General features: G+C 70.8%; 12 protein-coding genes. All 12 read left to right on the top strand.

Going from position 1 to position 12,620, the window contains the following annotated elements; all coding sequences use genetic code 11:
- Positions 1-43 precede the first annotated feature (43 nt).
- Positions 44-889, top strand: a complete 846-nt coding sequence (locus ACYVMZ_RS07335) for a glycosyltransferase family 2 protein (RefSeq protein ID WP_461077107.1) — start codon at positions 44-46, stop codon at positions 887-889.
- Positions 890-989: 100 nt separating this feature from the next.
- Entirely contained in the window at positions 990-1,919 is a 930-nt protein-coding gene (locus ACYVMZ_RS07330) for an ABC transporter permease (protein WP_461076773.1), read from the top strand.
- Positions 1,912-2,700, top strand: a complete 789-nt coding sequence (locus ACYVMZ_RS07325; RefSeq protein WP_461076771.1) for an ABC transporter ATP-binding protein — start codon at positions 1,912-1,914, stop codon at positions 2,698-2,700. The genes ACYVMZ_RS07330 and ACYVMZ_RS07325 overlap by 8 nt, the downstream gene beginning before the upstream one ends.
- Positions 2,701-3,030: 330 nt before the next feature.
- The gene (gene hpnC, locus ACYVMZ_RS07320; RefSeq protein ID WP_461076769.1) at positions 3,031-3,963 is read left to right on the top strand and encodes a squalene synthase HpnC; all 933 of its coding nucleotides are present in this window, start codon (positions 3,031-3,033) and stop codon (positions 3,961-3,963) included.
- On the top strand, positions 3,960-4,910 hold the full coding sequence (gene hpnD, locus ACYVMZ_RS07315; RefSeq protein WP_461076767.1) for a presqualene diphosphate synthase HpnD: 951 nt from the start codon (positions 3,960-3,962) through the stop codon (positions 4,908-4,910). Before hpnC ends, hpnD begins: the two co-directional genes overlap by 4 nt.
- Positions 4,910-5,059 (top strand): DUF6380 family protein, encoded by a 150-nt coding sequence (locus ACYVMZ_RS07310; RefSeq protein WP_461076765.1) that lies wholly within the window; start codon positions 4,910-4,912, stop codon positions 5,057-5,059. Before hpnD ends, ACYVMZ_RS07310 begins: the two co-directional genes overlap by 1 nt.
- Positions 5,056-6,483 (top strand): hydroxysqualene dehydroxylase HpnE, encoded by a 1,428-nt coding sequence (gene hpnE / locus ACYVMZ_RS07305; protein ID WP_461076763.1) that lies wholly within the window; start codon positions 5,056-5,058, stop codon positions 6,481-6,483. The genes ACYVMZ_RS07310 and hpnE overlap by 4 nt, the downstream gene beginning before the upstream one ends.
- Positions 6,484-6,548: 65 nt before the next feature.
- Positions 6,549-7,616 carry a polyprenyl synthetase family protein gene (locus ACYVMZ_RS07300; protein ID WP_461076761.1) on the top strand — a complete coding sequence of 356 codons (1,068 nt, stop codon included), beginning with the start codon at positions 6,549-6,551 and terminating at the stop codon, positions 7,614-7,616.
- Between the two features lie 143 nt (positions 7,617-7,759).
- Entirely contained in the window at positions 7,760-9,751 is a 1,992-nt protein-coding gene (shc, locus tag ACYVMZ_RS07295; RefSeq protein ID WP_461076759.1) for a squalene--hopene cyclase, read from the top strand.
- Positions 9,751-10,392 carry a phosphorylase family protein gene (locus ACYVMZ_RS07290; protein ID WP_461076757.1) on the top strand — a complete coding sequence of 214 codons (642 nt, stop codon included), beginning with the start codon at positions 9,751-9,753 and terminating at the stop codon, positions 10,390-10,392. The genes shc and ACYVMZ_RS07290 overlap by 1 nt, the downstream gene beginning before the upstream one ends.
- Before the next feature lie 5 nt (positions 10,393-10,397).
- Positions 10,398-11,420 (top strand): adenosyl-hopene transferase HpnH, encoded by a 1,023-nt coding sequence (hpnH, locus tag ACYVMZ_RS07285; RefSeq protein WP_461076755.1) that lies wholly within the window; start codon positions 10,398-10,400, stop codon positions 11,418-11,420.
- Between the two features lie 3 nt (positions 11,421-11,423).
- Entirely contained in the window at positions 11,424-12,599 is a 1,176-nt protein-coding gene (ispG, locus tag ACYVMZ_RS07280) for a flavodoxin-dependent (E)-4-hydroxy-3-methylbut-2-enyl-diphosphate synthase (RefSeq protein ID WP_461076753.1), read from the top strand.
- Positions 12,600-12,620: the final 21 nt, after the last annotated feature.

Raw genomic sequence — 12,620 nt, 5'->3', positions numbered from 1 at the left:
CGCCGTGACCTCTTCCCTGAAGGTCGGCGCGGTCATCATCACCATGGGCAACCGCCCCGACGAGCTGCGCGCCCTGCTCGACTCGATCGCCAAGCAGGAGGGCGACCCGGTCGAGGTCGTCGTGGTCGGCAACGGCTCGCCCGTCCCGGACGTCCCCGACGGCGTCCGCACGATCGAGCTGCCCGAGAACCTCGGCATCCCCGGCGGCCGCAACGTCGGCATCGAGGCCTTCGGGCCCGGCGGCCGTGATGTCGACATCCTGCTGTTCCTCGACGACGACGGCCTGCTGGCCAACAACGACACCGCCGAGCTGTGCCGCCAGGCCTTCGCGGCCGACCCCGAGCTCGGCATCATCAGCTTCCGCATCGCCGACCCGGACACCGGCCTCACCCAGCGCCGCCACGTCCCCCGGCTGCGGGCGTCTAACCCGCTGCGCTCCTCCCGCGTGACCACCTTCCTCGGCGGCGCCAACGCCGTCCGCACCCGGGTCTTCGCGGACGTCGGCGGCCTTCCGGACGAGTTCTTCTACGCCCACGAGGAGACCGACCTGGCATGGCGGGCCCTCGACGCGGGCTGGATGATCGACTACCGGTCCGACATGGTGCTGTACCACCCGACGACCGCGCCCTCCCGGCACGCGGTCTACCACCGCATGGTCGCCCGCAACCGCGTCTGGCTCGCCCGCCGCAACCTCCCCGCGCTCCTCGTCCCGGTCTACCTCGGCGCCTGGCTGCTGCTCACCCTCGTACGCCGGCCCTCCCGCCCGGCCCTGCGGGCATGGTTCGGCGGATTCCGGGAAGGCTGGACCACTCCGTGCGGACCCCGCCGCCCCATGAAGTGGCGTACGGTGTGGCGGCTGACCCGACTGGGCCGGCCCCCCGTCATCTGACAAGCTCGTGTCCGGGAGCAACCCGGGCCGGCCCCGGCCCCAGCAGGCTCATGCCAGGCCCGCACAGGCTGCGCATCTCGAAGACGAAAGTTTCCAACTGGTGAGTGAGACAACGCACGACGGCACGGTCGCGGTGAGCGCGCCCGCGTCGCCCGACGAGGGCCTCACGGCGGCACAGCTCGCCGCCAAGTACGGGCTGACCGTGAGCGGCGCCCGGCCGTCCCTCCCGGAGTACGTCCGGCAGCTGTGGGGACGGCGGCACTTCATTCTGGCCTTCTCCCAGGCGAAGCTGACCGCCCAGTACAGTCAGGCCAAGCTCGGACAGCTGTGGCAGGTGGTCACCCCGCTGCTGAACGCGGCCGTGTACTTCTTCATCTTCGGCCTGCTCCTGGAGGCCGACCGGGGCATGGAACGCGAGGTGTACATCCCGTTCCTCGTCACGGGCGTGTTCGTCTTCACGTTCACGCAGAGCTCGGTGATGGCGGGGGTGCGCGCGATCTCCGGCAACCTCGGACTGGTGCGCGCCCTGCACTTCCCGCGCGCCTCGCTGCCGATCTCCTTCGCGCTCCAGCAGCTCCAGCAGCTGCTGTTCTCGATGATCGTGCTGTTCGCGGTCGCGGTCGGCTTCGGCAGCGTCCCCGACCTGTCCTGGCTGCTGATCCTGCCGGTTCTCGTCCTGCAGTTCTGCTTCAACACCGGCCTCGCGCTGATCATGGCCCGGGCCGGAGCCAGGACTCCGGACCTGGCGCAGCTGATGCCCTTCGTGATGCGTACATGGATGTACGCCTCCGGCGTGATGTTCTCCATCCCGGTCTTCCTGGCCGACAAGCCGCAGTGGATCGCGACCGTCCTGCAGTGGAACCCGGCCGCCATCTACATGGACCTGATGCGCTTCGCCCTCATCGACGGCTACGGCTCGGAGTACCTGCCCGACCACGTCTGGGCGGCCGCGGCCGGCTGGGCCCTGGTTTTCGCCCTCGGCGGCTTCGTGTACTTCTGGAAGGCGGAGGAGAGGTACGGCCGTGGCTGAGCAGAAGCAGCAGGAGCGGGTCCCCACCGTCATCGCGGACGACCTGCACATCGTCTACCGCGTCAACGGCGCCAGGACCGGCAAGGGCAGCGCGACCGCCGCCCTCAGCCGCATCCTCAAGCGAGGCTCCGACGACGCGGCGCGCGGGGTTCGCAAGGTGCACGCCGTGCGCGGCGTCTCCTTCGTCGCCTACCGCGGCGAGGCCATCGGCCTGATCGGCTCCAACGGCTCCGGCAAATCCACCCTGCTGCGCGCCATCGCCGGCCTGCTGCCCGCCGAGAAGGGCAAGGTCTACACCGACGGCCAGCCCTCCCTGCTCGGCGTCAACGCGGCCCTGATGAACGACCTGACCGGCGAGCGCAACGTCATATTGGGCGGACTCGCCATGGGCATGTCCCGCGAGGAGATCAAGGCCCGCTACCAGGAGATCGTGGACTTCTCCGGCATCAACGAGAAGGGCGATTTCATCACCCTGCCGATGCGCACCTACTCCTCGGGCATGGCGGCCCGCCTGCGTTTCTCCATCGCCGCCGCCAAGGACCACGACGTTCTGATGATCGACGAGGCCCTGGCCACCGGTGACCGCAAGTTCCAGAAGCGCTCCGAGGACCGCATCCGGGAACTGCGCAAGGAAGCCGGCACCGTCTTCCTGGTCAGCCACAACAACAAGTCGATCCGCGACACCTGCAACCGCGTCCTGTGGCTGGAACGCGGCGAACTGCGCATGGACGGCCCGACCGACGAGGTCCTCAAGGAGTACGAGAAGTTCACGGGCAAGTGACCCGCTTCGCCCAGGGCCCCGCAGGAACTGTTCCGGCGGGGCCCCGCGTCTGCAAAGGAAACGTCAACTTCGGCCTGGTTTAGGAATCTTGGGCCTGATCGGTGTGTTGTTGTGACGCGCAGGACACCCAGGCGATCCCCGCTGCGTTGTACAACGTAAGCTGTACAGGTCCCGAAACGCGGCAAGTAGGGCGATAACGCGCGACACCCTCCGTCAGGGCTGCTGCACCGACGGCCGGGCGGCGTGTCCGAAATAGTCTGTATTGGGTCGGCAGTGTAGAACGGGAGATGTGACGGCAATGGCTACGGAAACTCCCCAGGTCCACGCAGCATGTGCCGTCCCCGCCCCGGGCAGTCCGCGGTGACGGGAACCGGCACGGCGCGCGCCGTCGACCCGGAGCGCGGCACGCTCGACAAGGCCGCGGGTGAGAACTTCCCCGTGGCCCCCTTCTTCCTGCCCCGGACCTGGCGTGACGACCTCATGGCCGTCTACGGCTTCGCCCGCCTGGTCGACGACATCGGCGACGGCGACCTGGCCCCCGGCGGCGCCGACGCCCGCCTGCTCGGGGTGTCCCCGCGGGAGGCCGAGGACCGGCTGGTGCTGCTGGACGCCTTCGAGGCCGACCTGCGCAGAGTCTTCGACGGTGTCCCGCGCCATCCCCTGCTGCGCCGCCTCCAGCCGACCGTCCGCCGCCGCTCGCTGACCCCCGCGCCCTTCCTCGGCCTGATCGCCGCCAACCGCCAGGACCAGCTCGTCCGGCGGTACGAGACCTACGACGACCTGCTCGCCTACTGCGAGCTGTCCGCCAACCCCGTCGGCCGTCTCGTGCTCGCCGTCACCGGCACCTCCACCCCGGAGCGGATCCGCCGCTCCGACATGATCTGCACGGCCCTGCAGATCGTCGAGCACCTCCAGGACGTGGCCGAGGACCTGGGCCGCGACCGTATCTATCTGCCAGCCGCGGACATGAAGCGTTTTCACGTCCAGGAGGCGGATCTCGCCACGAAAACCGCTGGCGCGTCGGTGCGTGCTCTGGTTGCGTACGAAGCGCAACGTGCCCGTGCACTCCTGGATGAAGGCGTCCCCCTCGTGGGTAGCGTCCACGGCAGGTTGAAGCTGCTGCTCGCAGGGTTCGTGGCGGGGGGAAGGGCGGCCGTCCGCGCGATCGCCGCCGCCGACTACGACGTACTTCCCGGCCCGCCCAAGCCCGGCAAGATCCGGTTGCTGCGTGAGGTGGGCGTGACTCTGCGAGGAGAGGGGTGATCCGGACCGTGGAGTCGGAACCACACGCGTCCGCACCGGTACTCGCCGCCTACCGCTACTGCGAGGCCGTCACCGGACAGCAGGCCCGTAACTTCGCCTACGGCATCCGGCTGCTGCCGACGCCCAAGCGCCGCGCGATGTCAGCGCTGTACGCGTTCTCGCGGCGCGTCGACGACATCGGCGACGGCGCGCTGGCCGACGACGTGAAGGTCGCCAGACTCGAGGAGACCAGAGCGCTGCTCACCCGGATCCGCGAGGGCGACGTCGGCGAGGACGACACCGACCCGGTCGCGGTCGCCCTCACCCACGCCGCCGAGCACTTCCCGATCCCACTGGGCGGCCTGGACGAGCTCATCGACGGCGTCCTGATGGACGTCCGCGGCGAGACCTACGAGACCTGGGACGACCTGAAGGTCTACTGCCGCTGTGTGGCCGGCGCCATCGGACGGCTCTCGCTCGGCGTGTTCGGCACGGAACCGGGGGCGCGCGGCGCCGAGCGCGCGCCCGAGTACGCCGACACGCTCGGGCTCGCACTCCAGCTCACCAACATCCTCAGGGACATCCGCGAGGACGCCGCGGGCGGGCGCGTCTATCTGCCCGCCGACGACCTCGCCAAGTTCGGCTGCTCGGCCGGGTTCAGCGGGCCGAGGCCACCGGAGGGCTCCGACTTCGCGGGCCTCGTGCACTTCGAAGTGCGACGGGCCCGCGCCCTTTTCGCCGAGGGCTACCGGCTGCTCCCCATGCTCGACCGGCGCAGCGGCGCCTGTGTCGCCGCCATGGCCGGCATCTACCGCCGCCTCCTGGACCGCATCGAGCGCGACCCGGAGGCCGTGCTGCGCGGCCGGGTCTCGCTGCCCGGGCGGGAGAAGGCGTACGTCGCCGTGCGCGGCCTGTCCGGCCTGGACGCGCGGCATGTGGCGCGACGGCCCGTCAGGAGGCGCGTCTGATGGGGCAGACGGTCGGACCGGTCCAAGGTGATGTCACCGGCGAAAAGCGGCGGGCAACCCTCCGGTGCGGGGCGGCGTCCCTGACGGAGACGGCCGCTCGTGCACCGTTCCAGCAGTACGGCGGCCGGGCAGGGGAGGGTGCACGATGACCCACGGCACACGGTCCCACGGGCCGCTCGCGGACAGCCCGATGCCGGGCGGTGGGCACGCCGTCGTGGTCGGCGGCGGGCTCGCCGGCATCACCGCCGCGCTCGCGCTCGCCGACTCCGGTGTGCGTGTCACCCTGCTCGAGGGCAGGCCGAGGCTGGGCGGCCTGGCCTTCTCCTTCCAGCGCGGCGATCTGACCGTCGACAACGGACAGCACGTGTACCTGCGCTGCTGCACCGCCTACCGGTGGTTCCTCGACCGTATCGAGGGCGCGGCGCTGGCACCGCTGCAGGACCGTCTCGACGTGCCCGTCCTGGACGTAGCGCGGCCCGAGGGGCGGCGGCTGGGCAGACTGCGGCGCGACGCGCTGCCCGTGCCCCTCCACCTGGGGCGCAGCCTCGCCACGTATCCGCACCTGTCGCTCGCCGACCGCGCCAAGGTGGGCCGTGCCGCGCTCGCGCTCAAGGGGCTCGACCTCGCCGATCCGACCCTGGACACACAGGACTTCGGCAGCTGGCTGGCCGCGCACGGCCAGTCGGCGCGTGCCGTCGAAGCGCTGTGGGACCTGGTCGGGGTCGCCACCCTCAACGCGGTCGCGGGCGAGGCCTCCCTGGGGCTCGCCGCGATGGTGTTCAAGACCGGTCTGCTGTCCGACCCGGGCGCGGCCGACATCGGCTGGGCCCGCGTCCCGCTGGGCGAACTGCACGATCGGCTGGCCCGCAAGGCGCTCGACTCCGCGGGCGTCCGTACCGAGGTCCGTACACGCGTCACCTCCGTCTCCCCAAACGTGAACGGGCAGTGGAGCGTTCAGGTTCCCGGCGAGACGCTTCAGGCCGACGCGGTCGTGCTCGCCGTACCGCAGCGCGAGACGTACGACCTGCTGCCCGCCGACGCGCTCGACGCGCCCGAGCGGCTGCTGGAGATCGGCACCGCGCCGATCCTCAACCTCCATGTCGTCTACGACCGGACGGTGCTGAGCAGGCCGTTCTTCGCGGCGCTCGGCACGCCGGTGCAGTGGGTGTTCGACCGTACCGAGGCGTCCGGGCTGCGCCAGGGGCAGTACCTCGCCCTGTCGCAGTCGGTCGCGCAGGACGAGATCGACGAGCCGGTGGCCGTGCTGCGCGAGCGGTACCTGCCGGAGCTGGAGCGGCTGCTGCCCCTCACGCGCGGCGCCGAAGTGAAGGACTTCTTCGTGACCCGGGAGCGCACCGCGACCTTCGCTCCCACTCCCGGCGTCGGGCGTCTGCGGCCCGGCGCCCGCACCAAGGCACCCGGCCTCTACCTGGCCGGAGCGTGGACCGCCACAGGGTGGCCCGCGACCATGGAGAGTGCGGTCCGCAGTGGTGTAAGCGCGGCGGACGCCGCGCTGAGCGCCCTGGGCCGGCCCCGCCCGCGCCAGCTCTTCGAAGTCGAGGAGGCGGCGTGATGCTCGATCAGCGCAGCGCGGCAGGCGGCCCCCGCACCCCCGGTACCGCAACAAGAGGAGAGACTGTGCCCACTGTGCCCCCGGCCTCGAAGGCTGCCGACGCGGTGGACGTGACCGCGCTCCTGGAGCGCGGCCGGACCCTGGCCACACCGGTACTGAGGGCGGCCATCGACCGCCTGGCCCCTCCCATGGACACGGTTGCCGCCTACCACTTCGGCTGGATCGACGCCCAGGGCAGGCCCGCGGACGGCGACGGCGGCAAGGCCGTACGTCCCGCCCTCGCGGTGCTGTCCGCCGAGGTCACCGGCGCCGCGCCCGAGGTCGGCGTCCCCGGCGCCGTCGCCGTCGAACTGGTCCACAACTTCTCACTCCTGCACGACGACCTGATGGACGGCGACGAACAGCGCCGCCACCGCGACACCGTGTGGAAGGTGCACGGCCCCGCCCAGGCCATCCTCGTCGGCGACGCCCTGTTCGCCCTCGCCAACGAGGTGCTCCTCGAACTCGGCACCGTCGAAGCCGGCCGCGCCGCCCGCCGCCTGACCACCGCCACCCGCGCCCTGATCGACGGTCAGGCGCAGGACATCTCCTACGAGCACCGCGACCGCGTCAGCGTCGCGGAGTGCCTGGAGATGGAGGGCAACAAGACCGGCGCCCTGCTGGCCTGCGCCTGCTCCATCGGCGCGGTGCTCGGCGGCGCGGACGACCGCAGCGCCGACGCGCTGGAGAAGTACGGCTACCACCTGGGCCTGGCCTTCCAGGCCGTCGACGATCTGCTCGGCATCTGGGGCGACCCGGTCGCGACCGGCAAGCAGACCTGGAGCGACCTGCGCCAGCGCAAGAAGTCCCTGCCGGTCGTCGCCGCGCTCGCGGCGGGCGGTTCCGCCTCCGAGCGGCTCGGTGAGATCCTCGCCGCCGACGCCAAGAGCAGCGATGTCGAGAACTTCTCCGAGGAGGAGTTCGCGGCCCGTGCCGCCCTCATCGAGGAGGCGGGCGGCCGCGAGTGGACCGCCGAAGAGGCGCGTCGTCAGCACACCGTCGCCATCGAGGCCCTCGACGCCGTCGACATGCCCGACCGGGTGCGGGCGCAGTTCACGGCGCTCGCCGACTTCGTCGTCGTACGAAAGAGATGATCACCACCGGGCGAAAAGAGATGATCACTATCGGTCGAATAGCCCTCGCGTAGTCGCCGGCCGGTGTGGCGTGTCAACACGCACCGGCCGACGGCGGACCCACAGCAGACGCACTACTTGCAGCACTGCACGAAGGGGAAGCCATGACAGCGACGACCGACGGAAGCACCGGGGCCCTGCCGCCCCGCGCTGCCGCGGCCAGCGAAACCGACACCGACACCCCCGGGGCGGCCGGGGTCCAGCAAGCCGCCGCGCGCGCGGTCCGGCGCGCCACCGACTTCCTGCTCGCGCGGCAGGACCCCCAGGGCTGGTGGAAGGGCGACCTCGAGACCAACGTCACGATGGACGCCGAGGACCTGCTGCTCCGCCAGTTCCTCGGTATCCGCGACGAGAAGACCACCGAGGCCGCCGCGCTCTTCATCCGCGGCGAGCAGCGCGAGGACGGCACCTGGGGCACCTTCTACGGCGGCCCCGGCGAACTCTCCACCACCATCGAGGCGTACGTCGCGCTGCGCCTGGCCGGCGACGCGCCTAACGCGCCGCACATGGCGAGGGCCTCCGCCTGGATCCGCGAGCAGGGCGGCATCGCCGCCTCCCGCGTCTTCACCCGGATCTGGCTCGCCCTGTTCGGCTGGTGGAAGTGGGAGGACCTGCCCGAACTCCCGCCCGAGCTCATCTACATCCCGAAGTGGGTGCCGCTCAACATCTACGACTTCGGATGCTGGGCCCGGCAGACCATCGTCCCGCTGACGATCGTCTCCGCGAAGCGGCCGGTCAGGCCCGCGCCCTTCCCGCTCGACGAGCTGCACACCGACCCGGAGCGCCCCAACCCGCCCAGGCCCCTTGCTTCGGCGGCCAGTTGGGACGGTGCCTTCCAGCGGCTGGACAGGGCGCTGCACGCGTTGCGCAAGGTCGCGCCCCGCCGGCTGCGCAGGGCCGCCATGAACACCGCGGCCCGCTGGATCATCGAGCGGCAGGAGAACGACGGCTGCTGGGGCGGCATCCAGCCGCCGGCCGTGTACTCGATCATCGCCCTGCGCCTGCTGGGCTACGACCTTCAGCACCCCGTGATGCGGGCCGGGCTGGAGTCCCTGGACCGGTTCGCCGTGTGGCGCGAGGACGGGGCCCGGATGATCGAGGCCTGCCAGTCACCGGTGTGGGACACCTGCCTGGCCACCATCGCGCTCGCCGACGCGGGGCTGCCCGCCGACCATCCGCAACTCATCAAGGCCGCGGACTGGATGCTGGCCGAGCAGGTCGTGCGGCCCGGCGACTGGTCGGTACGGCGGCCCGAACTTCCGCCCGGGGGCTGGGCGTTCGAGTTCCACAACGACAACTACCCCGACATCGACGACACCGCCGAGGTGGTCCTCGCGCTGCGCCGCGTCAAGCACCACGACCCGGAGCGGGTGGAGAAGGCGATCTCGCGCGGGGTGCGCTGGAACCTCGGCATGCAGTCGAAGAACGGCGCCTGGGGCGCCTTCGACGTCGACAACACCAGCATGTTCCCCAACAAGCTGCCGTTCTGCGACTTCGGTGAGGTCATCGACCCGCCGTCCGCCGACGTCACCGCGCACGTCGTCGAGATGCTCGCGGTCGAGGGCCTGGCCCACGACCCGCGTACCCGGCGCGGCATCGAGTGGCTGCTGGCCGAACAGGAGCCGGACGGCTCGTGGTTCGGGCGCTGGGGTGTCAACTACGTCTACGGCACCGGCTCCGTCGTCCCCGCCCTGGTGGCGGCCGGGATCCCCGGCTCGCACCCGGCGATCCGGCGGGCCGTGGCCTGGCTGGAGTCCGTCCAGAACGACGACGGCGGCTGGGGCGAGGACCTGCGTTCCTACCGGGACGTCAAGGAGTGGAGCGGCCGGGGCGCTTCCACCGCCTCGCAGACGGCGTGGGCACTGATGGCCCTGCTGGCGGCGGGGGAGAGGGACTCCAAGGCCGTCGAGCGGGGCGTCGAGTGGCTGGCGGCCACCCAGCGGGAGGACGGCTCCTGGGACGAGCCGTACTTCACCGGCACCGGGTTCCCCTGGGACTTCTCCATCAACTACCACCTCTACCGGCAGGTCTTCCCGCTCACCGCTCTCGGCCGGTACGTGCACGGGGAGCCGTTCCCGGACCGCAAGGAGGGCTGATGAGCGCCCAGCCCGCCCCGGCTCCGCTGCTGATCGCCTGCGCGCTCGGCATCGAGCACCTCGCCCTGCGCACCAGCGACCGCGGCGGCGCCGGCGGGCCGGTCACCGTGCTCCGTACGGGCATGGGGCCCAAGGCGGCCGAACGCTGCGTCTCCCGGATTCTGTCCGACCCGGCCCTCGCCGACGCCGCCGTGCTGGCCACGGGCTTCTGCGCGGGGCTCGCGCCCGGCATGCACCCCGGCGACCTCGTCGTCGCCGAGGAGACCCGGGACCCGCGCGGGACCGTCCCGTGCGTGGGGACCGACCTGCTCGTCAAGGAGCTCGGGCGCGCCGTGCCCGGGCGCACCGTCCACACCGGGCCGCTGACCGGCTCCGACCACGTCGTCCGCGGTCACGAGCGGTCCGATCTGCTCGCGACCGGCGCGATCGCGGTCGACATGGAGTCGGCGGCCACGCTCCTGAGCGCCGTGCGGGCGGGCGAGCGCCCGGTTGCGGCCGTACGGGTGGTCGTGGACGCTCCAGAACATGAACTCGTCCGGATCGGCACGGTGCGCGGTGGAATATCGGCTTTCCGCATTCTTCGCTCCGTCCTGCCCGCATTCTTCGAATGGCACCGTTCTTTGCTGCTCCCCCGGAGGTGAGCCAGATGGCCATGCCGCTGCGCCAGTCCATCAAGGTCGCTACGTACTTGGCTGAACAGAAGCTCCGCAGGCGGGACAAGTTTCCGCTCATCGTCGAGCTGGAGCCGCTCTTCGCCTGCAACCTCAAGTGCGAGGGATGCGGCAAGATCCAGCACCCGGCGGGGGTGCTCAAGCAGCGCATGCCGGTCGCCCAGGCCGTGGGGGCGGTGCTCGAGTCCGGCGCGCCGATGGTGTCCATCGCCGGCGGCGAACCCCTGATGCACCCTCAGATCGACGAGATCGTCCGTCAGTTGGTGGCGAAGAAGAAGTACGTCTTCCTGTGCACCAACGCCATGCTGTTGCGCAAGAAGATGGACAAGTTCAAGCCGTCTGCCTACTTCGCCTTCGCCGTGCACATCGACGGGCTGCGCGAGCGGCACGACGAGTCGGTGGCGAAGGAGGGCGTGTTCGACGAGGCGGTGGAGGCCATCAAGGAGGCCAAACGGCGCGGCTTCCGGGTCACCACCAACTCGACGTTCTTCAACACCGACACCCCGCAGACCGTCATCGAGGTGCTCAACTTCCTCAACGACGACCTCAAGGTCGACGAGATGATGATCTCGCCCGCCTACGCCTACGAGAAAGCCCCCGACCAGGAGCACTTCCTGGGTGTGGAGCAGACCCGCGAGCTGTTCAAGAAGGCCTTCTCGGGCGGCAACCGGCGCCGCTGGCGGCTCAACCACTCCCCGCTGTTCCTCGACTTCCTCGAGGGCAAGGTCGACTTCCCGTGCACCGCGTGGGCGATCCCGAACTACTCGCTCTTCGGCTGGCAGCGGCCCTGCTACCTGATGAGCGACGGGTACGTGCCGACGTACCGGGAGCTGATCGAGGACACCGACTGGGACAAGTACGGCCGCGGCAAGGACCCGCGCTGCGCCAACTGCATGGCGCACTGCGGCTACGAGCCGACCGCCGTCCTGGCCACCATGGGGTCCCTGAAGGAGTCCTTGCGCGCCATGCGCGAGACCGTCGCCGGAAGCAAGGGGTAGCGCATGACCGCCGTCTCCCTGGGCGTCCCCGAGATGCCGGCCCGTCCGATCGCCGAGCGGCGCCCGTCGCGGCGGATCCACGTCGGACCGGTGGCGGTCGGGGGCGGGGCCCCGGTGTCGGTGCAGTCGATGACGACGACCCGTACGTCCGACATCGGCGCCACCCTGCAGCAGATCGCGGAACTCACCGCCTCCGGATGCCAGATCGTGCGCGTCGCCTGCCCCACGCAGGACGACGCGGACGCGCTGGCGACCATCGCCCGCAAGTCGCAGATCCCGGTGATCGCGGACATCCACTTCCAGCCGAAGTACGTGTTCGCCGCGATCGAGGCCGGCTGTGCGGGCGTACGCGTCAATCCCGGCAACATCAAGCAGTTCGACGACCGGGTCAAGGAGATCGCCCGGGCCGCCAGGGACCACGGCACGCCGATCAGGATCGGGGTCAACGCGGGCTCGCTCGACCGGCGGCTGCTCCAGAAGTACGGCAAGGCGACCCCGGAAGCACTCGTGGAGAGCGCCCTGTGGGAGGCGTCGCTGTTCGAGGAGCACGGCTTCCGGGACATCAAGATCTCCGTCAAGCACAACGACCCGGTCGTGATGATCGAGGCGTACCGGCAGCTCGCCGAGGAGTGCGACTACCCGCTGCATCTGGGGGTGACGGAGGCGGGCCCGGCGTTCCAGGGCACGATCAAGTCGGCCGTGGCCTTCGGCGCGCTGCTCTCGCAGGGCATCGGCGACACCATCCGGGTGTCGCTGTCGGCCCCGCCCGCCGAGGAGGTCAAGGTCGGCATCCAGATCCTGGAATCGCTGGGGCTGCGGCAGCGGCGGCTGGAGATCGTGTCGTGCCCGTCGTGCGGGCGCGCCCAGGTCGACGTCTACAAGCTGGCCGACGAGGTCACCGCCGGTCTGGAGGGCATGGAGGTGCCGCTGCGCGTCGCCGTCATGGGGTGCGTGGTCAACGGCCCCGGCGAGGCGCGGGAGGCGGATCTGGGGGTCGCCTCCGGCAACGGCAAGGGACAGATCTTCGTCAAGGGCGAGGTCATCAAGACCGTCCCCGAGTCGAAGATCGTCGAGACACTGATCGAAGAGGCGATGAAGCTCGCCGAGCAGATGGAGCAGGACGGCGCCGCGTCCGGCGCCCCGACCGTCATGGGGACACCAGCAGTGACGGTGAGTTGAAGCGAGGCACGGACCGAGAGG

The organism is Streptomyces deserti (assembly GCF_054782695.1).
Note: the sequence above shows the minus strand (reverse complement) of the source record. Positions and strands in the feature narration are given on the sequence as shown.